The 23,737-nt window shown below is 59.6% G+C and carries 26 protein-coding genes; 14 read left to right on the forward strand and 12 right to left on the reverse strand.

Annotated features, from left to right (window positions below; genetic code table 11):
* Positions 1-9 precede the first annotated feature (9 nt).
* Positions 10-384: a gamma-butyrobetaine hydroxylase family protein gene (locus AC13Q5_RS32280; RefSeq protein ID WP_488504451.1), complete on the reverse strand. Its 375-nt coding sequence runs from the start codon at positions 382-384 to the stop codon at positions 10-12.
* A 133-nt stretch (positions 385-517) separates the two neighbouring features.
* On the opposite strand from AC13Q5_RS32280, the gene moaA reads away from it, so the two are divergent.
* Together moaA and AC13Q5_RS32290 are read left to right on the forward strand one after the other, a co-directional pair.
* Positions 518-1,567: a GTP 3',8-cyclase MoaA gene (gene moaA / locus AC13Q5_RS32285; protein ID WP_075850715.1), complete on the forward strand. Its 1,050-nt coding sequence runs from the start codon at positions 518-520 to the stop codon at positions 1,565-1,567.
* Positions 1,568-1,586: 19 nt separating this feature from the next.
* Positions 1,587-2,336 carry an MBL fold metallo-hydrolase gene (locus AC13Q5_RS32290; RefSeq protein WP_488504455.1) on the forward strand — a complete coding sequence of 250 codons (750 nt, stop codon included), beginning with the start codon at positions 1,587-1,589 and terminating at the stop codon, positions 2,334-2,336.
* Positions 2,337-2,440: 104 nt separating this feature from the next.
* On the opposite strand, the gene AC13Q5_RS32295 is transcribed toward AC13Q5_RS32290, so the two are convergent.
* Positions 2,441-4,990, reverse strand: a complete 2,550-nt coding sequence (locus AC13Q5_RS32295) for a methyl-accepting chemotaxis protein (RefSeq protein WP_488504456.1) — start codon at positions 4,988-4,990, stop codon at positions 2,441-2,443.
* 81 nt (positions 4,991-5,071) lie between these two features.
* Positions 5,072-5,260 carry a hypothetical protein gene (locus tag AC13Q5_RS32300; protein ID WP_488504457.1) on the reverse strand — a complete coding sequence of 63 codons (189 nt, stop codon included), beginning with the start codon at positions 5,258-5,260 and terminating at the stop codon, positions 5,072-5,074.
* A gap of 66 nt (positions 5,261-5,326) precedes the next feature.
* On the opposite strand from AC13Q5_RS32300, the gene AC13Q5_RS32305 reads away from it, so the two are divergent.
* From AC13Q5_RS32305 to mobB, 3 genes are read left to right on the forward strand one after another with little or no spacing between them, the layout of a single operon-like run.
* A complete protein-coding gene (locus AC13Q5_RS32305; protein ID WP_488504459.1) occupies positions 5,327-6,238 on the forward strand; it encodes a DMT family transporter in 912 nt (303 codons plus the stop codon).
* Between the two features lie 10 nt (positions 6,239-6,248).
* Positions 6,249-6,899, forward strand: coding sequence for a molybdenum cofactor guanylyltransferase MobA (mobA, locus tag AC13Q5_RS32310; RefSeq protein ID WP_488504460.1), 651 nt, complete (start codon positions 6,249-6,251; stop codon positions 6,897-6,899).
* Positions 6,896-7,426, forward strand: a complete 531-nt coding sequence (gene mobB, locus AC13Q5_RS32315; RefSeq protein ID WP_457877652.1) for a molybdopterin-guanine dinucleotide biosynthesis protein B — start codon at positions 6,896-6,898, stop codon at positions 7,424-7,426. The genes mobA and mobB overlap by 4 nt, the downstream gene beginning before the upstream one ends.
* Before the next feature lie 49 nt (positions 7,427-7,475).
* On the opposite strand, the gene AC13Q5_RS32320 is transcribed toward mobB, so the two are convergent.
* A complete protein-coding gene (locus AC13Q5_RS32320; protein WP_488504465.1) occupies positions 7,476-9,974 on the reverse strand; it encodes an OmpA family protein in 2,499 nt (832 codons plus the stop codon).
* A 370-nt stretch (positions 9,975-10,344) separates the two neighbouring features.
* Between AC13Q5_RS32320 and AC13Q5_RS32325 the strand changes: the two genes are divergently transcribed.
* The 4 genes from AC13Q5_RS32325 (at position 10,345) to AC13Q5_RS32340 (ending at position 13,329) form a co-directional block, all read left to right on the forward strand.
* Positions 10,345-11,127, forward strand: coding sequence for an ABC transporter substrate-binding protein (locus tag AC13Q5_RS32325; protein ID WP_075850722.1), 783 nt, complete (start codon positions 10,345-10,347; stop codon positions 11,125-11,127).
* Between the two features lie 118 nt (positions 11,128-11,245).
* Positions 11,246-12,049: an ABC transporter permease gene (locus tag AC13Q5_RS32330; RefSeq protein WP_488504466.1), complete on the forward strand. Its 804-nt coding sequence runs from the start codon at positions 11,246-11,248 to the stop codon at positions 12,047-12,049.
* Positions 12,046-12,876, forward strand: a complete 831-nt coding sequence (locus tag AC13Q5_RS32335; RefSeq protein WP_488504467.1) for an ABC transporter permease — start codon at positions 12,046-12,048, stop codon at positions 12,874-12,876. Before AC13Q5_RS32330 ends, AC13Q5_RS32335 begins: the two co-directional genes overlap by 4 nt.
* 186 nt (positions 12,877-13,062) lie before the next feature.
* Positions 13,063-13,329 carry an usg protein gene (locus tag AC13Q5_RS32340; RefSeq protein ID WP_075850725.1) on the forward strand — a complete coding sequence of 89 codons (267 nt, stop codon included), beginning with the start codon at positions 13,063-13,065 and terminating at the stop codon, positions 13,327-13,329.
* A gap of 33 nt (positions 13,330-13,362) precedes the next feature.
* On the opposite strand, the gene AC13Q5_RS32345 is transcribed toward AC13Q5_RS32340, so the two are convergent.
* Positions 13,363-14,076, reverse strand: coding sequence for a DUF2270 domain-containing protein (locus AC13Q5_RS32345; RefSeq protein ID WP_488504563.1), 714 nt, complete (start codon positions 14,074-14,076; stop codon positions 13,363-13,365).
* Between the two features lie 160 nt (positions 14,077-14,236).
* Between AC13Q5_RS32345 and AC13Q5_RS32350 the strand changes: the two genes are divergently transcribed.
* From AC13Q5_RS32350 to AC13Q5_RS32365, 4 genes are all read left to right on the forward strand, one after another.
* Positions 14,237-15,061: a class I SAM-dependent methyltransferase gene (locus AC13Q5_RS32350; protein WP_488504468.1), complete on the forward strand. Its 825-nt coding sequence runs from the start codon at positions 14,237-14,239 to the stop codon at positions 15,059-15,061.
* 122 nt (positions 15,062-15,183) lie between these two features.
* Positions 15,184-15,876 carry a glutathione S-transferase family protein gene (locus tag AC13Q5_RS32355; RefSeq protein WP_488504469.1) on the forward strand — a complete coding sequence of 231 codons (693 nt, stop codon included), beginning with the start codon at positions 15,184-15,186 and terminating at the stop codon, positions 15,874-15,876.
* Complete coding sequence (locus AC13Q5_RS32360) at positions 15,869-16,213, forward strand: ArsR/SmtB family transcription factor (protein ID WP_075850729.1); 345 nt, start codon at positions 15,869-15,871, stop codon at positions 16,211-16,213. Before AC13Q5_RS32355 ends, AC13Q5_RS32360 begins: the two co-directional genes overlap by 8 nt.
* The gene (locus AC13Q5_RS32365) at positions 16,210-16,686 is read left to right on the forward strand and encodes an SRPBCC family protein (protein WP_174179549.1); all 477 of its coding nucleotides are present in this window, start codon (positions 16,210-16,212) and stop codon (positions 16,684-16,686) included. Before AC13Q5_RS32360 ends, AC13Q5_RS32365 begins: the two co-directional genes overlap by 4 nt.
* Here the strand turns inward: AC13Q5_RS32365 and AC13Q5_RS32370 are convergent.
* The 4 genes from AC13Q5_RS32370 to AC13Q5_RS32385 form a co-directional block, all read right to left on the reverse strand.
* A complete protein-coding gene (locus AC13Q5_RS32370) occupies positions 16,683-17,483 on the reverse strand; it encodes an ATP-binding cassette domain-containing protein (protein ID WP_488504470.1) in 801 nt (266 codons plus the stop codon). The genes AC13Q5_RS32365 and AC13Q5_RS32370 overlap by 4 nt on opposite strands.
* A 10-nt stretch (positions 17,484-17,493) precedes the next feature.
* A complete protein-coding gene (gene ssuC, locus AC13Q5_RS32375) occupies positions 17,494-18,330 on the reverse strand; it encodes an aliphatic sulfonate ABC transporter permease SsuC (RefSeq protein ID WP_488504473.1) in 837 nt (278 codons plus the stop codon).
* A gap of 24 nt (positions 18,331-18,354) precedes the next feature.
* Positions 18,355-19,530 carry an FMNH2-dependent alkanesulfonate monooxygenase gene (ssuD, locus tag AC13Q5_RS32380; RefSeq protein ID WP_075850733.1) on the reverse strand — a complete coding sequence of 392 codons (1,176 nt, stop codon included), beginning with the start codon at positions 19,528-19,530 and terminating at the stop codon, positions 18,355-18,357.
* Positions 19,531-19,724: 194 nt separating this feature from the next.
* Complete coding sequence (locus AC13Q5_RS32385; RefSeq protein ID WP_075850734.1) at positions 19,725-20,693, reverse strand: aliphatic sulfonate ABC transporter substrate-binding protein; 969 nt, start codon at positions 20,691-20,693, stop codon at positions 19,725-19,727.
* 246 nt (positions 20,694-20,939) lie between these two features.
* On the opposite strand from AC13Q5_RS32385, the gene AC13Q5_RS32390 reads away from it, so the two are divergent.
* Positions 20,940-21,833, forward strand: a complete 894-nt coding sequence (locus tag AC13Q5_RS32390; RefSeq protein WP_488504564.1) for an NAD(P)-dependent oxidoreductase — start codon at positions 20,940-20,942, stop codon at positions 21,831-21,833.
* A gap of 58 nt (positions 21,834-21,891) precedes the next feature.
* On the opposite strand, the gene AC13Q5_RS32395 is transcribed toward AC13Q5_RS32390, so the two are convergent.
* From AC13Q5_RS32395 to AC13Q5_RS32405, 3 genes are all read right to left on the reverse strand, one after another.
* Positions 21,892-22,380 carry an Lrp/AsnC family transcriptional regulator gene (locus AC13Q5_RS32395; protein WP_069613098.1) on the reverse strand — a complete coding sequence of 163 codons (489 nt, stop codon included), beginning with the start codon at positions 22,378-22,380 and terminating at the stop codon, positions 21,892-21,894.
* Between the two features lie 67 nt (positions 22,381-22,447).
* Positions 22,448-23,080 carry a uracil-DNA glycosylase family protein gene (locus tag AC13Q5_RS32400; RefSeq protein ID WP_488504479.1) on the reverse strand — a complete coding sequence of 211 codons (633 nt, stop codon included), beginning with the start codon at positions 23,078-23,080 and terminating at the stop codon, positions 22,448-22,450.
* Positions 23,077-23,652: a thermonuclease family protein gene (locus AC13Q5_RS32405; protein WP_488504481.1), complete on the reverse strand. Its 576-nt coding sequence runs from the start codon at positions 23,650-23,652 to the stop codon at positions 23,077-23,079. Before AC13Q5_RS32405 ends, AC13Q5_RS32400 begins: the two co-directional genes overlap by 4 nt.
* Between the last annotated feature and the right edge of the window lie 85 nt (positions 23,653-23,737).

A 23,737-nucleotide genomic window follows, 5' to 3' on the forward strand; every position in this document is an offset into this window, starting at 1 on the left:
TATCCGGCTCTAGTGCGGCCTTCCGATCGGGTCGCGACTGAGACCCTTTTCCTTCAGTTCGGCCTCGTAAGCTGCAAAGAGCTCATGCCCCCTCTCGCCGAGTTCGCGCAGATAGGGCCATGTAAAAATGCCCGTATCGTGCATGTCGTCGAACCCGATGCGTACGGCGTAGTTGCCGGTAGGCGTCATCGACATGATGCCGACATTGCGTTTACCCGGCACGGTAACCTTCTGTCCCGGTCCGTGTCCCTGCACTTCCGCGGAGGGAGACAGCACACGCAGCATCTCGGCCGGCAAGTCGAAGCTCGCGCCGTTGTCGAACGTCACCACGAGGTGACGGCGATCCTTCGAGACCCGCAATTCGGTCGGCCAAACGTCACTCATCGATTTTCCCATGCCTTTCAGTGTCTTTCCGAGAATTATGCCGCTACACGTTCACACGCAAGTATAATTGAAAGGCATTTTCCTTGACGCAACAATCGCCTATGCACACATTAGTGATGTGACGGAGGTTCGAGTGAATAGCATTGTTGGTACGATAGGCCGCGCATCGCCGCTGGCAGCAGATAATGGCCCGATGATCGATCCCTTTGGGCGTGCTGTCACCTATCTGCGCGTTTCTGTCACCGACCGCTGCGACTTCCGCTGCACCTATTGCATGGCCGAGCACATGACCTTTCTGCCCAAGAAGGATCTTCTGACGCTCGAAGAGCTCGACCGGCTCTGTTCCGCCTTTATCGCCAAGGGCGTGCGCAAGATCAGGCTCACCGGCGGCGAACCTCTGGTGCGCAAGAACATCATGTTTCTGGTCCGGAAACTCGGCGAGAGCGTGCAGAATGGCACGCTCGACGAATTGACCCTGACGACGAATGGCTCTCAGCTCGCCCGCCACGCCGAAGAGCTCTACGATAGCGGCGTGCGGCGCATCAACGTCTCGCTCGATACGCTCGATCCCGACAAATTCCGCGCGATCACCCGCTGGGGAGATTTCTCCAAGGTGATGGAAGGCGTCGACGCAGCGCAAAAAGCCGGGCTGAAGATCAAGCTGAATGCCGTCGCGCTCAAAGGCTTCAACGATACCGAAATTCCTGACCTGCTGCGGTTCGCACATGGTCGAGGCATGGATCTGACCGTCATCGAGACCATGCCCATGGGCGAGATCGATGAGGACCGTACCGACCAGTATCTGCCGCTCTCCGAACTGCGCGCCGATCTCGAGCGTCAGTTCACACTGACCGACATTCCCTACAAGACGGGCGGCCCTGCCCGCTATGTCGACGTTGCCGAAACCGGCGGCCGCCTAGGCTTCATCACACCGATGACCCATAATTTCTGCGAGAGCTGCAATCGCGTACGGCTGACCTGCACGGGCACGCTCTATATGTGCCTCGGGCAGAACGACGCAGCCGACCTGCGCACGGCGTTGCGCGCCAGCGAGGAAGACGCCCTGCTGCATGCAGCGATAGACGAAGCCATTACCCGCAAGCCCAAAGGTCATGACTTCATCATCGACCGCACGCATAACCGCCCGGCGGTCGCTCGCCACATGAGCGTCACCGGCGGTTAGACCCACCGAGAACATCAATATGCAGCTTGAGCTTATTCGCAACGCGACGCTGAAGGTCACCTATGGCGGCCATATTCTGCTGGTCGATCCTTATTTTGCGCCGCGTCACAGCCTCCCATCCTTCACCGGCCGTTCTCCCAACCCGATGACGGAACTGCCCCACGAAATCGACGACATCCTTGAGGGCGTCAAGCTGGTGATCGTATCGCACCTGCACACCGATCATTTCGACGCGGTGGCGAAGGAACGTCTGCCGAAGTCCCTGCCGATACTCTGCCAACCGGGCGACGAGGAGAAGATTCGGGAATCCGGCTTCACAAATGTCTCGCCCCTTACCCAATCGACAGTATGGCAAGGGCTGACGATCACGCGGCGCCAAGGCAGCCACGGCGTCGGCCCGGTCGTCGAGAAAATGGGCCAAGTCATCGGCTTCACCTTGGAGGCATCAGGCGAGCCTACCATCTATTGGGCCGGCGATACCGTGCTCTATCCCCCGGTCGCCGAGACGATCCGAGAGGTCTCGCCTGATATCATCATCACGCATTCTTGTGGCGCGCGCTGGGATAGCGATCTGATCGTCATGGATGCGGAGCAGACCATCGAAGTCAGCCACCTGGCACCTCGGGCGACCATCGTCGCAACCCATATGGAAGCGCTCGATCACGCAACCGTCACGCGGGAGGACCTTCGCCAAGCTGCAGATACCGGCGGCATTGCCCCCTCGCGGCTGCTGATCCCCGCCGATGGCGAAACATTGCATCTCGCCTGATAATCCCCTGTTATTCGACGAGTATCGAAGCAAAGTGTAATCGAAAAGCGCCGGACCATTGCCCGGCGCTTTTCGATTCCTGACGGTCTTTCGTTCGGACAGTCTTACGCAGCGCGATAGCGCGCATCCGCATTGCCGTAATCCGCGTAATCCCCCTCGCCATCGCCAGTGCGGAAGCGATCGATCTTTTCGGACAGCATGTCGACGCGCTGGCGCAGGCCGTGGATCTCGGCGTTGTTCTCTTCGACCATGGCAGCGTTGCGTTGCGTGATCAGCTCGACTTCGGACACGGCGCGGGTGACCTCCTCGATGCCGGTCGACTGTTCGGTGGTAGCGGAAGAAATGTCCGCGACGAGCCTCTGGACGCCAGTGACGTGGTTGATGATCTCCGCAAGCGCCGCGCCGGTCTGCTCGACCAGATGGACGCCATTCTGCACTTGGGCGGAACTTGCCGAAATCAGGCCCTTGATCTCCTTCGCCGCATTGGCGCAGCGCTGCGCTAGTTCGCGCACCTCCTGGGCGACGACAGCAAAGCCGCGGCCCGCCTCGCCTGCACGGGCAGCCTCGACGCCGGCATTGAGCGCCAGAAGATTGGTCTGGAAGGCGATTTCGTCGATGACGCCGATGATGGTGGCAATCTTCTCGGAAGAACGATTGATCTCGCTCATGGCACCGACGGCCTTGGCGACCACTTCGCCCGACTGCGTCGCATAGGCCTGCGTCTCGTTGACGGAGCTTGCGGTCTGGCGCGCACGGTCGGCGGTCGAGCGGACGACATCGCTGAGACGATGCAGTGCACGCGAGCTTTCCTCGAGGGCGGCGGCCTGCTGCTCGGTACGCCGCGCGAGGTCGTCGGCAGACATGGCGAGGTTGCCGGTGCCGCCCTTGATTTCCTCGGCCGTGTAGCGAACGTCCGTCAGGGTCTCGCGAAGGGCCTCTACAGCATGATTGTAGGTGAAAGCCATTTCCACGAAATCAGCGGAAAGATCCTCGCGCATGCCTTCTTCCAGATTGCCGTCGGCAAGCTTGGCGAGAACGTCCGCCAGCGCATTGAGCGCCTGCTTCTGTTCAGCCTCGATGCGGGCGCGTTCAGCGGCACGGCGGGATGCCTCCTCCGCGGAGAGCGCACGGGCACTTTCGGCTTCGCGTTCCAGACGGACATTTTCGAGAGCGGCATCGCGGAAGACGCTGACGGAACGTACCATGTCGCCGATCTCATCGCCGCGATTGCGCCCGTCGATCGCCACTTCGAGATCGCCGCTTGCAAGGCGCGTCATAACGTCGGTGACGCGTTTCAACGGGCCACGCAAGGTTTCCACCAGCATCAGGCCACCGATGATGGCAAGCAGCGTACCGACGATCATGGCGATGACCGAGACATTGGCCGAGCGCTCGCTGTCTTCCTTGCCGAGTTCCTGCGCCTGGGCGACGAAGCTACGCAGCGAGGTCATCGCATCGGCAAGCAGGCCGTTCGACTGGACACGTGTCGTCTTCCAATCCGCTGCCGTCTGCAGCAGATCCGCCGATCCATTGGTCAGGCCGTCGATCAGCGGCTTCATGTGAGTAGCGAAATCACGCATGGTGGCGTTGGTCTGGCCGAGCTCCGAAATTCTGGCGGCAACGCTCTGCAGATCCTTGAGGTCCGCAAGCACCAGTTCACGCGAGGCGGCATCGCGGACGTTTTCCATACGCGAGGCATGCAGCGTCAGGCGGTCAACAAGGCCAAGCGCCTGATCGACATGATCCAGAAGCTCCTTCTGGCCATCGATGATCTTGTCGAGGCTGACGAAACGATCGGCAGCCGTATCGCTGTTCTTGGCTGACTGCAAAGTCATATCGCCTTCGATCTTCACGAAGCTCTGCAGGATCGGACCCATCGCTTCGACCTTCTGGTCTGGCGTGCCGGAGCCCTTCAATACCGCATCGAGCTTGTCGGCGGCATCCGAAGCATTCGCAACGAGGCCGGCGCCACGCTTGGAGACCAGTGCCTTCGAAACGACGACCTGCTTCAAAATGGCATCAGCGTAAGTGCGCGCGTCTGAAATTTCCTCGGTAGAGTCGGCTGCCATCTGAACCTGGATGCGCAGATTGCTCATCTTCTCCGACAAGCCCTTATAGGCAGCGGCATCGTAGAGCAGCTCCTTGGCGAAGGTTTCCTTGTCGCTGAAATCCTTGCGGATAATGTCGATCTGCTTGCCGGCCGCCTTGGCGGTCACCTCGACATTTTGCACCGCCTTCTGGATGGCTTCGACGTCGTTGTCCTGCTTCTGTTTGATAAACCAGAGCGTGGCTTCCTGCGTGCGCATCTTGGCGGCAAGCTCGGTGACCGGCACGATCTTGGCGCGCTGATCGTCGCTGAGCAGCCCGCTTAAGCGACGGACACCCTGTTCCTGCGCGTCGATCTTGTCAGCCAACGCCTGGCGCGTATCTTCAGAAGGCGACCCGGTGAATTCCTGCAGGGCGGCCTGCAGGTTCTCGAAGTCACTGATATTCTCGATCGTAGCACGCGTCACGGTCATATGACCGTTCAGAATATTGGCCGTGTGATAGCCGACGAGGCCGACACCGGCGATGAGAACCACCAGCGGCACCACGAAAATAAGAACTTTGGTGACAATCCTGCGGCCTTGCAAAAGACGATCAATGAAAAACATGCGGCGCCTCAACTGGATTATGAAAATCTCCAGCGAAGGCGGGATCGTCATTCCTGCTGCGCTGCGGTAGGTGCTTCTGCCTCATGCAAAACCGCAGTGAGCCTCGAGAAATAAGATTGAATAAGCATTAATCGCCCGCCTGAAACCCTTCGCATTGGCAAAAAAATACAACCGCCGCATCATTTCGCGACCGTTGCGCGAAAAACCAACCTCTTTTTTCGCGGCAATTTCGCCGCATCGCACAATCGAATTCAACTGCAACCAAAGCACAGCCGATTCCAATTTGTCGAAAACGGCGCTAATCCAGATGAGTATATCGGGGGACTCATCTTTCTCATGCGACTGACTAGGAATACGCAGGGCGCGCTCTTCATGGCGGCGTCCATGGCCGGCTTCTCATGCAGCGATGCGCTGTCCAAGACGGTCATCGCCACGATGAACGCAGGCGAGATCATCTTCATCCGCGGCTTGTTCACGACCTTTTTCGTCTATCTGCTCGCCCGTAGAATGGGCGCCCTGCGCAATTGGCGCGTCATCCTGCAGCCGATGATTGCATTGCGCATCGCCTGCGAAGCTCTGGCGGCAGCAACCTATATCACCGCTCTTGGAATGATGCCCATCGCCAATGCCTCGGCTATTCAGCAGGCCGTCCCCCTTGCCGTGACGCTTGGCGCAATGATTTTTTTGAAGGAGCCGGTAGGCTGGAGGCGATGGACGGCCATTGCCGTCGGCTTCGTCGGCGTGCTGATCATCATCAGGCCCGGCCGGGAAGGTTTCACGACGGCGGCCCTTCTTGTTATCGCTTGCATGTTTGCGACCGCCGCCCGCGATCTGGCGACACGCTGCATCGACAAGGACGTGCCGTCGCTGATGGTTACGCTCTGCACCGCAATTTCCATATCGATATTCGGAGCATTGTGCATCGTCCCCTTCGGCGGCTGGCAACCGGTGAGCACAACATCGCTCCTGCAAATCCTTCTGGCCTCGGTGCTGGTGCTGATCGGCTACCAGAGCGTCATATTGGCCATGCGCACGGGCGAAATCTCTTTCGTCGCGCCGTTCCGTTATCTCAGTCTCATCTGGTCGGCTCTGCTCGGACTGATCGTCTTCGGCGAAGTGCCGGACGGATGGTCTGTTTTCGGCGCAGTTGTTGTCATTGCCTCCGGCATCTATACTTTCTATCGCGAAAGCAAACGGCCGGCGGCCGAGCCCGTCGCGCAGGAATCAGAACCCCGCGTTCCCGCCTGAGGTCGCAACCATGTCCGACTTCATCGCCAATCCTGAAGATATTCCCGTCGTTGTGCTTGCTGGAGGGCGTTCCAGCCGCATGGGCGCAAACAAGGCCTTTGCATTGCTCGCCGGCGAAAGCTTGCTCGCACGCATCTCGTCGAAGATCGAGCAACGGCAACGCAAACCGATCGTGCTGAATGCAGATGTCAATTGGCCAGACGCCATGGGGATGCAGCTTATTCCGGATAGAATTCCCGGCAAATTGGGGCCGCTTGCAGGTGTGCTCGCCGCGCTGCAGGACGCGCAGTTGCGTTACCCAGAGGCGTCGCATGTCGCCACCATCCCCGTAGACAGCCCCTTCTTTCCTCCCGACCTTATCGTGCGCCTCGCCCATGTCATTCACGGTTCCGATGAGATTGCCATTGCCGCATCACTCGGTCAGGATCATCCCGTTTTCGGTCTCTGGCCCATCTCCGCCGCCGCCGATCTGGAACAATGGATCGCCTCAGACGAAAAGCGGCGCGTAAGAGATTTCCTCGCCCGACATAAGGTGCGGCGGGTGGAGTTTCCTGCGATCGAAACTGCGATCGGCCCTCTCGACCCTTTCTTCAACATCAATACACCAGCCGATCTCGCCGAAGCAGAGGCATGGCTGGCAGCTTTGGAAAACATGTCATGACAAAATCTCGTCCCCGGATCTTCGGCATCGCCGGCTGGAAGAATTCCGGCAAGACGGGACTTGCCGTCCGGCTGGTCACCGAATTCACCCAGCGCGGCTATCGCATCTCGACCATCAAGCATGCACATCATGATTTCGATATCGACAAGGTCGGCGCCGATAGTTTTCGCCATCGCGAGGCGGGCGCGCATGAAGTCACCATCGTCTCCGGCACGCGCTATGCCATCATGCACGAATTGCGTGGCAAGCCGGAGCCGAGCTTTGACGAAATACTGGCACGTCTGGCCCCTTGCGACCTCGTTCTGATCGAGGGTTACAAGCGCGAACCGATTCCGAAGATCGAAGCCCGCCGGCTTGAAGCGGCCAACCGGGAACCGCTCGCTCCGCACGACCCTTACATCGTCGCCATCGCCGCCGATCATCCAGTGGAAGACGCCGGCTCGCTCGCTGTTTTCGACCTCAACGACACACTTGCCATCGCCGATTTCATCGCCGCGAAAGTCGGGCTCGGCAAACCGCCGAAATGAAAAGGCCGCCGGTTTCCCGGCGGCCCCTGCTCTGAATGTAGTCTGATGCTTACCGATTGGACGCAACCGGACGCACCAGCGGCGTGATGCGGCGGATGGTAACGCGACGGTTTTCCTGCGACGGTCCGAGCGTATTCACCTTGAGATACTGCTCGCCATAGCCTTGGGTAACCAGGTTTTCGGCCGGAATGCCGTAGACATCCGTCAGCACGTTGGCGACCGATTCCGCGCGCTGGTCCGACAGGATCAGGTTGCTCTGGGCCGAGCCCACGGCATCCGTGTGACCTTCGATGAGGAAGGTTTCGGTCGGGTCACGTTTGACGATCTTCGATATGCCGTCGGCGACACCGCGCAGCGTGCTGGCCTGCGACATCGGAATGTCCGCACTGCCCGTCGCGAAGGTGATGGTATCGAGATCGATACGGCGGATCTTGTCGCGGATACGAGCCGAATAGCGGACTTCGTTGACCGAATAGATACGCTCGACCGGCTCGACCGGCGGCTCACGCAGGAAGTCGTAATAGTCTGCATTGCGGTTCGATGCCGTATCGATGATGTACTGGCTCAGCGGAATGAGCAGGCGCATCGGCGGCAGGCTATCGCCCGGATCGCGGAAGTAGTCATCGTTGTCGGGACGATCTTCCAGCTCCGGCGAGTAGAACAGCACATATTCGCGGCCGCTGGCGTCGATGCGCGAGCGCTGGATGATGTCGCCATAACGGTTGCGTATCGTGACGACGCGATCGCCATCGGGCTGATCGATCGTCTCGCGATAGCGGTCGCGTGGCAGCTGTTCGTAGACCGGCCGCTCGCCGCCACGAATGAAGCGCTCGCTGTCATCGTGACGGACGACATAGTTATTGTCGACATTCACGATGGTCCGATTGTCCTGATTGATGATGGTCTGGACCGTCGTTCCCTGCGGCGGAGCGAAGTCCGGCCGGCGATCGATCCGGCGACCCTGTTCGCTGGTCACGGCTTCGATCTTCAGCGGCGGCTGCGCCTGGGCGCCACCCGTTACGCGCTGAGCCTCGGCGTCGGAGGTCGGCGGCTTGGTGTAGGCCGGAGGCGGTTGCTGGCCGGGCGCGTTCTGTGCCTGCCCGTTCTGGCCCTGGCCTTGGCCGGCCTGTCCGCGACCAACCTGTGCACCGGGAGCGCCTGGGTTCTGACCATTGTTCAGGTGATCGCCCCGACGAACCACACCCTTCTGGCTGTCCAGAACCGCGCTGCCGTTTTCAACCGGCAGGATGACAGGGCCGTTGGCAGAAGCCGGGTTCTCGGCGATCTTCTTGCGGCGCTCCAGTTCCTGCGGCGAGACCTGTTCGGCCGGAGGCACCTGGATTTCGCCGGCCTGCTGGCCATTGCCGTTGGCGGCGGGAGCCGTTGCACCGCCTTGTGCAGGTGTCGCGGCGCCATTGGCCGGCTGCTGCTTGCCGGGCTGCGGCGCTGCCTGGTTGCCAGTCTGGGCGGGCTGTCCCTGCGGCGTGCCCTGCTGGGCCGGCTGCTGCGGATTGGCGGCGGGCTGCTCGCCCTGCTGCTGGTTCTGCGGCTGCTTGCCGTGGGTCTTGTCCCCACCCTGCTTCTGTCCCTGCTGGGCGCCAGGTGTCGCCGGCGTGCCGGGCTGGGTTTCAGGCTGCACCTGCGTTTGGGGCTGCGCCTGCGTTCCCGGCTGAGCCTTATGTCCCTGGGCTGGCTCGCCTGCAGGCGCAGGCTGCTGCTCGGCGGGTTGCTTTGCCGGAGCCTCGGTCTGCCCTTGCGGCTTGGGATGGGCGTTCTGTTCGGGCTGCACCTGCTTTCCAGGCTGAGCCTCCTGATTCTGCTGTTCGCCGGCAGCGGGAGCCTGCTTCTCGGCCGGCACCGGCTGCGGAGCCTTTGCACCGGGCTTGGCCTTCGGTTCAGGCTTAGCTTCCGGCTGCGCTTCCGTGGCAGGCTGCTGCTGCTCCACCTTCGGCTGCGGTGCTTCGGCCGGCTGCTTGGCTTCGGGCTGCTTGGCCTTCGGCTTCGGCTGCGGTGCTTCCGGCTGTGCCTCGGGAGCGACAGCCTTAGGCTGCGGTTTCGCTTCGGGCTGTGCCTGCGGCTCTTCGGCCGGTTGCTGGCGCTGCTTCTTCGGAGGCTCGGGTTGTGCCTCTGCGGCCGGCTGCTGCTTCTGCGGCTTCGGCTGCTCCTGCTCTGCGGGCTGCTGATGTTCGGCCTTCGGCGGCTGGGCTTCCGGTTGCTGCTTCGGCGCCTTCTGCTGCGGCTCGCCTTCAGGTTCGGCCTGCTTCATCTGGTGCTGCTGCTCTCCGCCGCCCTGATGCTTCTGGCCCTCGCCGCCTTCGGCAGGCTTCTTGTGCTTGAGCTGCTCTTCATCGGGCTGCGCGGCCGGCGCTTCCTGTTGGGCCACCTCGAAACTTGCGTCTGCAGCAGTCGCGGCTACGCCGACGATGCCATTGCTAAGCGGTGCGACGGGCTGTTCACGAAGTGCCGCAGCTGCTGCCGGCTCGAAGGCGAGCGATAGCGAAAGCAGCGGAAACGCGGCGCTGGCAAATAGTCTGGATCGCTTTCCCATATGGGATCTCCTCTTATGATCTTTGTCCGCCGAATTGCGAATCTCAGCGGGCAAGGCGATTGCCCCAAGATCCCGGCCATTTTTCCGTTCTCATGAGGCTGAATCGCGGCAAGCCGCTATAAGTTCCCGCACTATTAGGTTGCCGCAATTAACCCTGGCTGAACGCAGTGGATGGTTTTCGTTCAGATTTCCCTGTGGCGCACTTGCATTGCGGCGGCATTGCGCAAAGGCAGGTTGCCTTTGTAATTCCAGTTGCATTTTCCAGAAAAAAAGTACGAATATCGCCGCAAGGCGGGCCACCGGTCCGCTCCACTCGAGCCGTCTGCCAAAAACAATAACGGGCTGCCGGCCACCAACAGAGAGGGTCAATATGCGCATCTCCACTCGTCTTTTTGCCGCCGCATCCTTCGCCGCGATGTCGCTCGTCGCCGGCGCGGCGCTTGCCGACGGCGACACGCTCGTCATCGGCACCGACGCGACCTACCCGCCGTTCGAAGCGCTCGACGCCGGTGGCAAGTTCGTCGGCTTCGACATCGATATAGCCAATGCGCTTTGCGATCAGATGAAGGTCAAGTGCACCTTCGTGAACCAGGATTTCGACGGCATCATCCCGGCCCTGCAGGCCAAGAAGTTCGACGCCATCGTCTCGTCTATGTCGATCACGCCTGAGCGCGAGAAGATCGTCGACTTCACCAACAAGTACTACAACACGCCGCCGGCAATCGCCGTACCGAAGGACTCCGCTCTCAAGGAAGCAACCGACGAAGCCCTGAAAGGCAAGACGATCGGCGCGCAGTCCTCCACGACGCATGCCAACTACGCCTCTGCTCATCTGAAGGATGCCGAACTCAAGCTTTATCCGTCGGCCGACGAATACAAGCTCGACCTCAGCAATGGCCGAATCGATGCTGCTATCGACGACGTCGTTGTCCTGTCCGAATGGGTGAAGTCTGACGCCGGCAATTGCTGCAAGATGCTCGGAACGCTGAAGATCGATCCGGTCATCAACGGTGCGGGCGCTGGTATCGCCGTCCGCAAGGGCGATACGGCCCTCAAGGACAAGCTGAACGCCGCGATCGCCGCGATCCGCGCTGACGGCACCTACAAGAAGATCCAGGACAAGTATTTCGATTTCGACGTCTACGGCGATTGATCGCCCGTCGATTCCCTGGGAAAAGACGACGGCGGAAGCTTGCTCTTCCGCCGTTTTTGTTTGACAACGAGAAGAATATAAGCAGAAACGCGGCAAAAGCCGCTAGGGGAAATACAGCATGAGCGGATTGTTTTCCGCCCTCGGTTCCGTGTGGACCTGGTTGAGTACGATTTTTGACCCGTTGTGTGGTCCGGCCGGACTATTCACTCTGTTCGGCCAAAATACGATGCTCGCCTGTGGCGACACGGGATGGGGCGATGAGCTTGCCGGTGGCTTGAAGATCACCATTGCCGTCTCGGTCCTGACGTTGCCGCTTGGCGTGATCATCGGGTTCTTCGTTGCACTTGCGCAGCAATCGGACGAGAAGCCTTTGCGCCTTGCCGCTGGCGTCTTCACGACGATTTTCCGCGGCCTGCCTGAGCTGCTCACGCTCTTCATCATCTACTATGGCATGCAGATCCTTTTACAGTCGCTGCTCGCCAAATTCGGCTATAACGGACCTGTCGAAATCAATGCTTTCGCTGCAGGCATGGTCGCCTTGGCGATCGTCTTCTCCGCCTATTGCTCGGAAGTGCTTCTGTCCGCCTTCAAGGCTATACCGAAAGGCCAGTACGAAGCAGGCGATGCACTCGGCTTTCACCGCGTGCGTACCATGCGGTTGATCATCATACCGCAGCTTGTCCGCATCTCGCTGCCGAATCTCGGAAACCTCTGGATGAACCTGTTGAAGGACACGTCCTACGTCTCCATCATCGGCCTTGCCGACATCATCAGGCAGACGGGGATCGCCGTGCGCGCCACCAAGGCGCCCTTCACCTTCTATTCTATCGCCTGCCTTTTCTATCTGACGCTGGCCGTCATTTCCTCGGTCGGCCTCTTCTATCTTGATCGATGGGCCAAACGTGCGGAGGTTCATCGATGAGCCATGCCGAAGTTCTGATAGCCGCGCAGCCGGCACCGCCCCAGATCGCCAGGAAACTATCCAAGGCGCGTATCGTAGGATATTTCTTCCTGACGCTCTGGACCCTTCTCGGCATTTCCCTCTTGACGATGATCGTGACGGGCTGGGATATCGACAAGCTCCAGACCTACGGGCCGCGGCTGCTGCACGGTCTCTGGATCACGGTAAAGCTGGTCGCCATATCCTTCATCCTCGGTGCGATCCTGTCGATACCGCTGGCCTTCGCCCGCATGTCGAGCAACAGGGTCCTGAGCACGCTGACCTATTGCTATGTCTATCTGTTCCGCGGCACGCCGCTGCTGGCGCAGATCTTCATGGTCTACTACGGCTTTCCAAGCTTCCGCTGGTTCTTCGAGGATATCGGCCTGTGGTGGTTCTTCAAGGACCCCTTCTATTGCGGTGTCTTCGCCATGACGCTGAACACGGCAGCCTACCAGACGGAAATCGTCCGCGGCGCCATCCAGAGCGTGCCGAAGGGTCAGACGGAAGCGGCAAGCGCGCTTGGCATCCATACGTGGATCGCCTTCCGCAAAATCATCATTCCCCAGGCGCTCATCGTGGCGCTGCGGCCTTACGGCAATGAAATCATTCTGCTGATCAAGAGTTCGGCGACCGTCTCCATCATCACCGTCTACGATCTGATGGGCGAGACGCGCTACGCATTCTCGCGCACCTACGACTATCAGATCTACCTCTGGGCAGCGATTTTCTACCTGGTGATCGTCGAGTTCATGCGAAACGGCTGGGCGCGGATGGAAGGCCGGTTGACCCGGCATCTGAAGCGCTGATCCCGGAAAGGGCGGCGTTGAGGCGCCGCCCTTGGCAGCACTCTCTGGCTATCGCTGCTAACGTATTGATTTCTGTGAATAAAATTTCCTTCATGACAGTTTTGTAAAGCTTGAGTTTACCATCGCCTGTTTCCATATCTTTGTGACCATGAGTCACGAAAAAATGGGAACGGAAAGAGAAAGCTCATGCACGACGACATGCAAAAGCAGTTGCAGGGTTATGGGTTGACGACGGCGCAGATCCTCTATCGCCTGCCCGATCACCCGCAATTTCTCCAGACATACATCTGGCAGGACTATGATCTCGCCCCGAACTTTCCCGAAATGCGCGGCTTCCTGAAATTCTGGCAGGAAACGCTGGATGGGCCGCTGCATTCGGTGCGTTATGTCCATCGTAAGCTGATTTCGGCTACCGAATGGCGCGCTGTGAAGGGCGAATTCATCCTGCACTGAGGATCGGTTCAAATGCGTGGCGGCTGGCGGCGATCAAACATGCGCCTCGCCATGGATGAAATCGCCGTCATCCGGCCCGCGATGGAGCGTGCCATAAAGAATGGCGGCATAAAAGGCCGCAACAAGGATGATGACGATGAAGCCAGGCATGGGTCCAAGGGCTGCATTGTCAGCAATATAGCCCCATGAACGCGCCTGTTCCTGCGCCAGGCCATCTGTCTGCAACCTCGGCGTCGAAATCTTTAGTATCCATGCCAAAAGCAGGATCGCATACATCCAGCAGTAGTTACGTCGCAACCGCCGCTGCGCAGCCTCGACCTGGCTTAGCAGTAGCCGTGGAGCGCGCAGACTGGCCGCAATCGGCAATGTCCAGTCGGAATTGAGCTCGGCTTGCGGCGCCAGGATCTGCGCAAAATAATGCCGCTCCAGCTGCCGCACCCGCGAACGGTAGACATCGAAGAAGCGATATCGCCGCGCTTCGATCATGAGCAGAAGCGTGATCAGCATCATTCCGAACAGCAGCACACCGTGATGCGACGATGGCGTCGAGAGCGATACGGAAAGCAATGCCGCCGTGACCGTGATCGCCCAGTTCGAGGTCCGGTCGATACGATCGCGCCAACTGGTCATCCGCCCCAGTTCGCCTCGATAGTAATGGGTCAATGTGTTGGTGACTTCAGCCGAGGTCGCCGGCAAGGAAGGGCGGCCGCGCTCCGCCGGGCTGCCTGCCGGGTTCGGTGTTGTCATTTCGGTATCCATTGTCGTTCCTCCCTTATTTGTTGTTCTATCCGGATAGCGCCCCCAATTCGCCTTTGCCGAAATCGATATTCTGCGCCTGCACGGCAAGCATTGCAAAAGCCGAGCAGGCGTCTTAATGCCTGCGTGACAAAAGGAAGGGCCTGTAACCATGGCAAAGAAGAAGATCGACGAAGACGCGCTGGCGGAAGCCTATAACCACGCATTGGCGCTGGAGAAGGCGGGCGACATCGACGCTGCGGTTCGGGCCTATGAGAAGGTGCTGGCCCTCGATCCGGACGACCATGGCGGCGCGGCCGTTCGCATCGCCTCGATGGGACGCGGCGAAACGCCGGTCAAGGCGCCGGACGCCTATGTCGAGACCCTGTTCGATCAGCATGCCGAGGTCTTCGAGGACGTGCTGGTGGAGCAGCTCGGCTATCATGTGCCGATGCTCGTTCGCCAGCGCCTGCAGGCGCTCGGCCTCGGCCCCTTCAAGCGCATGCTCGATCTTGGCTGCGGCACGGGTCTCACGGGCGGCACGCTGCGCGATATCGTTGAGGATATCACCGGCATCGACATTTCCGAGAACATGGTCGAAGTCGCCCATGAAAAGGACATCTACGAGACGCTCTTCGTCGCCGAAGTCGAGGATTTCCTCGACGATAACGATGAAGACGCCTTCGATCTGATCACCGCAACCGATGTGCTGCCCTATCTCGGCGCGCTGGAACCGCTGTTTTTCGGAGCGGCGGAAAACATGACACCGGGCGGCCTCTTCATTTTCTCCTCCGAGACCCTGCCGGAAGCGACCATGGCCGGACGGCCGTATATGGTCGGCGCGCACCAGCGCTTTGCCCATTCCGAAGCCTATGTGCGCGAACGGCTGAAAGCGACCGGCTTCGAACTCGTCGAAATCACCGACATCAATGTCCGCATGGAAGACGGCCAGCCGACGCCGGGCCATCTGGTCATTGCGCGCCTGAATGCCGATTGAGACGACTAAAACAGAATAGTTACCCGTTTGGATAACTATTCTGTTGCACAGCGACCGCCAAGCTGATACTTAGCCATTCAGGTAAGTATCAGCTCGAACCTTGATTTCGGAAAGGTCGTCGCATGTCCCTTATTCTCTATCAGCATCCGCTCGCCTCGTTCTGCCACAAGGTCTTGATGGCGCTCTATGAAAACGGGACGCCGTTCGAAAGCCGGATCATCGATCTCGGCAATGCGGAATCGCGTGCCTCGCTGGCACGGCTCTGGCCGCTTACGAAATTTCCGGTGCTGCGCGACGAAGCGCTTGATAGCACCGTGCCTGAAACCAGTATCATCATCGAATATCTCGATCGGCATTATCCCGGCGCAACCCAGCTATTGCCGACCGAGCTTTCGGACGCCCTGTGCGTCCGGCTCTGGGATCGCTTCTTCGACCTTTATGTGCAGGAGCCGATGCAAGCAATCGTCGCAGCTGTGCGCCGGGCCGAGAAGAACCAAAGCCCGCAGGGCGTCGCCGAAGCGCAGTCGCTGCTGCGCACCGCCTATGGAATGATCGAAAAGCAGCTGGACGGGAAAATCTGGATCACCGGAGACAATCTGACCATGGCCGATTGCGCTGCAGCACCGGCTTTATTCTATGCCGAAACGCTCATTCCTTTTGGCGAGGAACATGGCCGGCTGAAGGCGTATTATCAGCGTCTCCTCGACCGGCCGTCCTTTGCCCGCGTGCTGAAGGAGGCCATGCCCTACTTCCATTTTTATCCCTATAGCGAGAAATTGCCGGCACAGTTCCGGCCGGAAAAGCCGAATGCTTGAGGATGCGCAGTCTCTCGACCGCATGTTCCAGGCTCTCTCAGACGGGAGCCGCCGCGGCATGATCGACAGGCTAGGCCGCGGCCCTGCCTCCGTGACCGAGTTGGCGCAGCCGCTCGACATGGCGCTGCCGACCGTGATGAAACATCTGCAGGTGCTGGAGACGAGCGGCCTGGTGCTGTCGGAAAAGGCCGGTCGGGTACGGACCTATCACCTTCGCAAGGAGGCGTTGGCATCCGTCGAGCGATGGATTGCAGAGCGCAAGGCATCCTGGAACCAGGCCTTCGACCGCCTGGATCTCTTTCTTAGCGATACCTCGACGGAGATGGCAGACGAATGAGCAAACGATCGACAGACCATACGACCATCACCATAGAACGCCATTTCAAGGCACCACTATCGAAGGTCTTCAACGCCTGGGCGATCCCCGAGCAGAAGCGGCAATGGTTTGCCTGTCATGAAGGCTGGAAGCCGCTGGAATTCCAGCTCGATTTCCGCACCGGCGGCAGCGAGAGCAATCGCGTCGCCTCGGCGGATGGCGTCGTGCATGCCTATCAGGCGCGCTATATCGACGTCATCCAGAACGAGCGCTTCATATATGCCTTCGACATGATGCTCGACGACCTCAGAATTTCCGTGTCGCTGGCGACTGTCAACTTCGCCTCCGAGCCCGGCGGCACGAAGATGACCTTCGTCGAGCAGGTCGTCTTTCTGGATGGCTACAGTGATAACGGTTCGCGCCTCATGGGCACGGAAATCGGTTTCGACAATCTCAGGCTTTTCGTCGAGGCAGACGACGCGAGAGTGAATTAGCCCCGCGCCTCGCCGAGGATGGCCGCGAGCAGCTGCCCTTCAAGCTCCGCCAAGGCCGGATTGCCGTGGCGGCGCGGATGCGGATGGGGAATGTCGAGATCGAGCGCGATCCGCCCTTCGTCCAGCACCACGACCCGATCTGCGAGATGCACGGCCTCGCTGACGTCATGCGTCACAAGCACGGCAGTAAAGCCGAGTTCGCGCCAGACGCGGTTCAGCAACTCCTGCATGCTGATGCGTGTCAGGGCATCCAGCGCACCGAGCGGCTCGTCGAGCGCAAGGATGCCGGGCTTGCTGACAAGCGCGCGGGCAAGCGCCACGCGCTGCTTCTGGCCGCCGGAAAGACTGGAGGGCCATTCACCAGCTTTCTCGGCCAGCTGCACCTCAGAAAGAACTGAAGCCGTTTCCTGGCGCGAGATATCCTGCGGCACCCCCTCGCCCAGACCGACCGCGACATTGTCGGCGACGGAAAACCAGGGCAACAGGCGCGGCTCCTGAAAGACGATACGCGTATTGGGTTGCGCGTCGCTGCCATCAGCCGCCCCGAACCGTAGATGACCGGCACTCGGCTCTTCCAGCCCCATCAGGATACGTAGCAGCGTGCTCTTGCCACAACCGCTCTTGCCGATGACGGCGACGAACTGGCCGGCTGGAATATCGAGATCGATACCGCGCAGGACACGGTTATTGCCGAAACTCTTCTCCAGTCCCTTGATATGGATGGCCGCAGCACCCGCAACCTGCGGGGCGATATTTGCGGCCTCTGCGCGCGGGTGATCTATCGCGATGGCGCTCATGACAGGCTCCTCAATTCTGATAGGCCGGGTTCCAGCGCAAGGCCTTGCGTTCGATCGCCCGCGCAACGACATCGGCGAGCTTGCCGAGGATGGCGTAGATGACCAGCGTCAGGACGACGACATCGGTCATGCCGAACTCGCGGGCATTGTTGGCCATGTAACCGATGCCTGACGATGCCGCGATCGATTCAGCAACGATCAGCGTCAACCACATGATGCCGAGGGCAAAGCGCAAGCCGACAAGGATGGATGGAAGTGCGCCAGGGAAGATGACCTTCCGGAATAGCGTCCAGTTGCTCATCCCATAGACCCGCCCCATCTCGATCAATCCGCGATCGACGTTGCGCACGCCATGATAGGTGTTGAGATAGATCGGGAAGAGCACGCCAAGCGCTGTCAGGAACAGTTTCGATTCCTCACCGATCCCGAACCAGAGAATGACGAGCGGCACCATGGCGAGATGCGGAATGGTGCGCAGCATCTGCAGCGTCGTATCGGTCAACTGTTCCGACAGCCGCGATACGCCGTTGGCGATGCCAAGCAGGAAACCGATCGAGCCGCCGACCAGCAGGCCAGCGAAAGCGCGGCCGGCGCTGACGAGGATGTTGTTCGGCAGCTGCCCAGAAATCGTGGTCTGCCAAAAGGCGACCACGACAGCCGCCGGCGATGGCATGATGCGATTGGAGATCCAGCCGAACGAGGAACCGAGCTGCCATGCAGCAATGACGACGACAGGCAGCAGGAAGGGCAGAAATCTCTGAAGCGAGATGGCCTGCCGAGCCGCCTTGACAGGGCGCGTGCGGCGTTCCGAACCCACACGGACGAAGGACGTGTCGAATGCCGACATGGGGATCTTCCTCTTGAGTTGGCGTTACGAGCCGGAAACGACCTTCAGATTACCGCCATGGCTACCGCCGGCAAAAATCTGCTTGGCTCCAAATTCGTTGCGGAACCCGGCCCGCTGCTCGTCACGCTTCAATCCCAATTCGGGGAACAGCAATTCGGCCACGCGATAGGCTTCTTCCAGATGCGGATAGCCGGAGCCGATCACGGTTTCGATGCCGAGCTCCTGATATTCCCGCAATCTCGCAGCTACCGTCTTTGGCGAGCCAACGAGTGCCGTACCCGCTCCGGCGCGCACCAGGCCCACACCGGCCCAGAGGTTCGGGGATACTTCCAGCTTGTCGCGACGGCCGCCATGCAGTGCCGCCATGCGCTTCTGCCCAACGGAATCGGATTGTTTGACGAATTGCTCCTGCGCCTCGCGGATCGTCTCGTCGTCGAGTTTGGAGATGAGCTTGTCGGCTGCTGCCCATGCCTCCTCGTCCGTTTCGCGAACGATGAAATGCAGGCGGATACCGAAGCTGACCTCACGGCCGCGCGCGGCAGCCGCCGCCCTCACCTTTGCAATCTTCTCCGCGACCTGTGCCGGCGGTTCGCCCCAGGTCAGGTATTTGTCTACACGCCCGACAGAGAATTCGATACCGGCATCCGAAGAGCCGCCGAAATAGAGCGGCGGGCGCGGTGATTGTACCGGTGGCAGGCCGAGCTTTGCATTGGTGGCCGTAATATACTTGCCCTTGAAGGTAGAAGTTCCCGTCTCCAGCAATTCCTCCCATACATGGAAGAATTCATCGGCATGAGCGTAACGTTCATCATGTTCCAGATGAATGCCGTCGCCGGCCAGCTCCGCCGGGCTGCCGCCAACGACGATGTTGAGCAGGACGCGGCCGTTCGAGACGCGATCGAGCGTCGAGGCAAGGCGCGCATAATAGGCGGGAGATGCCGTACCAGGGCGGATGGCAACCAGGAACTTCAGCTTCTGCGTATGCGCCGAAAGCGCCGCAGCCGTGACGAAAGACTCTTCGCAGGAGACACCCGTCGGCAAAAGCACGCCCGTATAACCCAGCCGATCGACTGCCTGTGCGATCTGCTGGAGATAGCCGATCTCCGGGCCGCGATTGAGATCGGTCGTGCCGAGATAGGTGCCGTCGCCGGAGGTCGGAATGAACCAGAGGAAATCGATGGGTTTTGCGGTCGCGGTCATGAAGCTTTCCTGCTTTCTGGATGCGCGTGGTCGGGAGCCACCTCCCGATGTTCGATCCGGATAGTGGCATAGACTATCGATTATATCGACAATATGGATTTTCTAATCGGCGGTGTTTGACGAAATATTTTTGCCGACAAAGCCCGCACCCGTAGTGTTTCGGGCGCGGACGATATCTGCGGGCCTCGTCAGCCTCAGCTCGCCTTCGGCCGCCAGACGATATCCGTGACGTTGAGCTTCTTCGGAACGATGCCAAGATTATAGAATTCGTCAGCCAGTCCCTGCTGATAGGTGATTGCCGCGTCGGTGATGGTTGAGACGCCGCCAAGATCGGCGCCCGGACGGGTCAGCGTCACCCTGGTCACATCGGCCGGAACACCGGTGATTTCGGACAGGGCCTTAATAGTGCCGTCCAGATTCGATTGCGCCGCAGCGCCCACCTTCGCCAACTCATCTATAACATCGATGATGACCTGTGGATTGCTCTTGGTGAAATCACCGTTCGCAAGGAAATAGCTGAAGGAATCGACGATGCCGCGTGCCGTCGTCAGGACACGCGTATCCGGGTCAGCCTCGGCAATCGCGAGATAAGGGTCCCAGATGGACCAGGCATCGATGGCGCCGGTCTTAAAGGCGGCAGATGCATCCGGCGGTGCGAGATCGAGCGCCTGAATATCGTTGATCGTCAGCCCGCCTTTGCGCAGCGCCTTGACGGTGACGTTGTGGGCGCTGGAGCCGCGCTTGAAGGCAAGCTTCTTTCCCTTGAGATCGGCAAGGGTCTGGATCGGCGAATCCTTGCGCACGAGAATGGCGGAGCTTTCGGGGCTGCCGGTATAAAGGCCGACATAGAGCAGATTGCCGTTGGCAGCCTGAGCGAAGAGCGGCGGCACGTCGCCCGTGGCGCCGAAATCAAGGGCGCCGGCGCCGAGCGCTTCGAGCAGCGGCGGCCCGGATGTGAATTCAGACCATTCGACCGATATGCCGCGATCGGAAAGCCGCTTCTCAAGCGCCCCTTGGCGCTTTGCCAACGCCAATACGCCGTTCTTCTGCCAGCCGATCCGAAGCGTCGTCGCTGCTGCTGCCCGCGCCTGTCGAATGGAAGGCAAAGCGAAGGCCGCCGCCGTGGCGCCGAGAAGGCCGAGTGTCTGTCTGCGCGAAATCATCGAAGATCCCTTTTTCATGAGGCCTCGGCGCTTCCGCTGCCATCGGCTTGTTGTCGATGGCCTAAGATCGCAAATCCATAGATTATATCGACAAAGGATATTATGAAGATTCGCACTGAAAACGAAATTCCATTCCCATATGAACGGAAATAAGAAACCAAATTTCAAATCATATGCCATGGTGACAAGTTGCCCGAGAAATCGGCCTTTCGTCCCCCTGGCCTTTCGGCTAAGCCTTCGAAACAAATTCGGTCAGGGAGTCATAAAATGGCAAAGGTCTCGTTCATCGGCATGGGCGTCATGGGTTATCCCATGGCAGGACATCTCAAGGTCAAAGGCGGGCATGACGTCACTGTTTACAATCGCACCGTCGCCAAGGCCGAAGCATGGGCCAAGCAGTATGACGGCAAATTCGCCCCTACCCCGGCTCAGGCCGCTGAAGGCGCCGATTTCGTCTTCACCTGCGTCGGCAATGACGACGACCTGCGCTCGGTGACCACGGGCGAAAACGGCGTCCTTTCAAGCATGAAAGCAGGCGCAATACTCATCGACAATACGACCGCAAGCGCCGAGGTCGCCCGCGAACTCTACGCTGCCGCCAAGGAAAAGGGTGTCGACTTTATCGACGCGCCGGTTTCCGGCGGACAGGCGGGTGCAGACAATGGCGTACTGACCGTCATGTGCGGCGGCGATGAAGTCGTGTTCGAGAAAGCCCGCCCCGTGATCGATGCCTATGCCCGCATGGTCGGTCTCATGGGACCCGTGGGCGCCGGCCAGCTGACCAAGATGATCAATCAGATCTGCATTGCCGGCATCGTCCAGGGCCTTGCCGAAGGCATTCACTTCGGCAAGCAGGCAGGACTCGATATCGAAAAGGTCGTGGACGTCATTTCCAAGGGTGCCGCCGGCTCCTGGCAGATGGAAAACCGCCACAAGACCATGAATGCCGGCAAGTATGATTTCGGCTTCGCCGTCGACTGGATGCGCAAGGATCTCGGCATCGTGCTCGAGGAGGCCCGCCGCAACAAGGCCAAACTGCCGCTCACGGCCCTCGTTGACCAGTTTTACGGCGATGTCCAGGCGATGGGAGGCGATCGCTGGGATACCTCCTCGCTGCTGGCGCGCCTGGACAAGAAATAACAAAACAAAAGCGCTCAGCCGATATCGGTTTCGGCTGAGCGCTTTACAAAAGAGTTGCTCAGTCCTCGTTGGACTTCGCATTCTCCAGCAGCATGTAATCCAGCGGTAGTTCCGTCGAGTACTTGATCTGCTCCATCGCAAACGCCGAGGAAACATCGCGGATTTCGATCTTGGCGATCATGCGCTTGTAGAAGGCGTCATAAGCGGCGATATCCGGAACGACGACACGCAGCAGATAGTCGACATCGCCGCTCATGCGGTAGAATTCGACCACTTCCGGAAAATCGGCGATCACTTCGGAAAAGCGCTTCAACCATTCGATGGAGTGGCTGTTGGTGCGGATGGACACGAAAACCGTGACCTTCGTGTTGACCTTTTCCGGATCAAGCAGGGCCACACGGCGGCGAATGACGCCATCCTCTTCCATCTTCTGGATACGGCGCCAGCAAGGCGTCGTCGACAGGCCGACCTTCTTGGCGAGATCGGCTACGGCCAGAGTGGAATCCTCCTGCAGCAGGCGCAGGATTTTGCGGTCTAGACGGTCCATTAAAAGCATCCCTTCGAATTATATTCTCTCTATAGCCTATTTTAAGCGAGAGAAAAGAAACTTTTTCTCAAGGAAGCAGGCTTTTCACACGTTGTTGCAATACGGGAAGCAATTCGGCTTCGAACCACGGGTTACGTTTCAGCCAGCCGCTATTGCGCCAGCTCGGATGCGGCAATGGCAGGACGGCGGGCGACCGGTTGGTTAGAAGGTAACGCCGCCACTCCGCGACCGTCTCGGTCATCGAACCCATGCGCTGTGTCCTAAGATGCCACGCCTGCGCATATTGACCGATCGTCAGGATCAGCTCGATCTGCGGCATCGCATCCATCGCCCGCTGCCGCCACAATGGCGCACACTCCTTGCGCGGCGGCAGATCGCTCCCCGCCTTATCATAGCCCGGAAAGCAAAAGCCCATGCCCATTATGGCGAAATGATCCGGATTGTAGAAACTCTCGCGATCGACAGCGAGCCACTGCCGCAAACGGTCGCCCGAGGCATCGTTGAAGGGCAGACCGCTCTCGTGAACGCGTAATCCTGGTGCCTGGCCCGCGATCAGTATCCGTGCGCTCGACGATAGTGTCGCAACCGGACGCGGTTCGTGCGGCAAGCGATCCGCCTCGCCTTTGGCCGGCGCATCTCGACAGAGACGACAGGCCGCGATTGCCGAACGCAGGATCTGCAATTCGCCTTCCTGTTTCATGGGGCGCTCCATCCGACAAGCTGGCGCAAATAGCTGAACAATCCGGCGATGGGATCGTTGTCATTGTCATGCGCCATATGCTCCTCGCGCCGATAGTCGCTCGGCCTCTCGAAATCACTGGCCCAAAGCCCGGCTTTCGCCTGCTGCGCGATGCGCTCCTCGCTGGCATAGGCACCATAGGAAACCGCCATGCCATTGCGCACCATCGCTGCATTGATATCGACATCGCCAGCGACACATGTCACCAGCAGGCGACCATAACGATCCCTTTCCCGCCCTCGGCATTCAGGCACCCCGGCCTTAATCATTGTGGCAAGCGCTTTGCGCGCGTCTTCGCCGCAAGCCCAATCCGCACCACTACGCTGGCAACGCTGCCTAAATTCAGGAGCGTCGATACCCTTGAGCCTCAGGCGCTCGCCATTGGCGGAAAGCGTATCGCCATCGATGACATAAAAGCTGCCGTTTTGAACTATTTCCGGTCGATTGTTCATCTTCAACGCGAATAACGCAAGAATGGCAAGCAGCGCGAAAGTGGCCGCGCCGTCACGAAACAGGCGGCCCGACCGCATCACGTTGTTGCCTCCTTTAAGAACAAATCCTTGGCGAAGATGGCAAACAAATCATTTCGGCGCAGCATCTTCTTAAGGTTTGGACGCT

This window comes from Martinezella sp. CNPSo 3964 (assembly GCF_057784375.1).

What these genes read in the sequence shown, in the direction of transcription:
- AC13Q5_RS32330 (WP_488504466.1), top strand. Translation starts at nt 11,246, where the DNA reads ATGAGCGGATTGTTTTCCGCCCTCGGTTCCGTGTGGACCTGGTTGAGT.
- ssuD (WP_075850733.1), bottom strand. Translation starts at nt 19,530, where the DNA reads ATGACCGCGACCGCAAAACCCATCGATTTCCTCTGGTTCATTCCGACC.
- AC13Q5_RS32365 (WP_174179549.1), top strand. Translation starts at nt 16,210, where the DNA reads ATGAGCAAACGATCGACAGACCATACGACCATCACCATAGAACGCCAT.
- AC13Q5_RS32360 (WP_075850729.1), top strand. Translation starts at nt 15,869, where the DNA reads ATGCTTGAGGATGCGCAGTCTCTCGACCGCATGTTCCAGGCTCTCTCA.
- AC13Q5_RS32355 (WP_488504469.1), top strand. Translation starts at nt 15,184, where the DNA reads ATGTCCCTTATTCTCTATCAGCATCCGCTCGCCTCGTTCTGCCACAAG.
- AC13Q5_RS32395 (WP_069613098.1), bottom strand. Translation starts at nt 22,380, where the DNA reads ATGGACCGTCTAGACCGCAAAATCCTGCGCCTGCTGCAGGAGGATTCC.
- mobB (WP_457877652.1), top strand. Translation starts at nt 6,896, where the DNA reads ATGACAAAATCTCGTCCCCGGATCTTCGGCATCGCCGGCTGGAAGAAT.
- AC13Q5_RS32370 (WP_488504470.1), bottom strand. Translation starts at nt 17,483, where the DNA reads ATGAGCGCCATCGCGATAGATCACCCGCGCGCAGAGGCCGCAAATATC.
- AC13Q5_RS32295 (WP_488504456.1), bottom strand. Translation starts at nt 4,990, where the DNA reads ATGTTTTTCATTGATCGTCTTTTGCAAGGCCGCAGGATTGTCACCAAA.
- AC13Q5_RS32340 (WP_075850725.1), top strand. Translation starts at nt 13,063, where the DNA reads ATGCACGACGACATGCAAAAGCAGTTGCAGGGTTATGGGTTGACGACG.
- mobA (WP_488504460.1), top strand. Translation starts at nt 6,249, where the DNA reads ATGTCCGACTTCATCGCCAATCCTGAAGATATTCCCGTCGTTGTGCTT.
- AC13Q5_RS32345 (WP_488504563.1), bottom strand. Translation starts at nt 14,076, where the DNA reads ATGACAACACCGAACCCGGCAGGCAGCCCGGCGGAGCGCGGCCGCCCT.
- AC13Q5_RS32325 (WP_075850722.1), top strand. Translation starts at nt 10,345, where the DNA reads ATGCGCATCTCCACTCGTCTTTTTGCCGCCGCATCCTTCGCCGCGATG.
- AC13Q5_RS32305 (WP_488504459.1), top strand. Translation starts at nt 5,327, where the DNA reads ATGCGACTGACTAGGAATACGCAGGGCGCGCTCTTCATGGCGGCGTCC.
- AC13Q5_RS32335 (WP_488504467.1), top strand. Translation starts at nt 12,046, where the DNA reads ATGAGCCATGCCGAAGTTCTGATAGCCGCGCAGCCGGCACCGCCCCAG.
- ssuC (WP_488504473.1), bottom strand. Translation starts at nt 18,330, where the DNA reads ATGTCGGCATTCGACACGTCCTTCGTCCGTGTGGGTTCGGAACGCCGC.
- AC13Q5_RS32320 (WP_488504465.1), bottom strand. Translation starts at nt 9,974, where the DNA reads ATGGGAAAGCGATCCAGACTATTTGCCAGCGCCGCGTTTCCGCTGCTT.
- AC13Q5_RS32290 (WP_488504455.1), top strand. Translation starts at nt 1,587, where the DNA reads ATGCAGCTTGAGCTTATTCGCAACGCGACGCTGAAGGTCACCTATGGC.
- AC13Q5_RS32280 (WP_488504451.1), bottom strand. Translation starts at nt 384, where the DNA reads ATGAGTGACGTTTGGCCGACCGAATTGCGGGTCTCGAAGGATCGCCGT.
- AC13Q5_RS32400 (WP_488504479.1), bottom strand. Translation starts at nt 23,080, where the DNA reads ATGAAACAGGAAGGCGAATTGCAGATCCTGCGTTCGGCAATCGCGGCC.
- AC13Q5_RS32385 (WP_075850734.1), bottom strand. Translation starts at nt 20,693, where the DNA reads ATGATTTCGCGCAGACAGACACTCGGCCTTCTCGGCGCCACGGCGGCG.
- AC13Q5_RS32350 (WP_488504468.1), top strand. Translation starts at nt 14,237, where the DNA reads ATGGCAAAGAAGAAGATCGACGAAGACGCGCTGGCGGAAGCCTATAAC.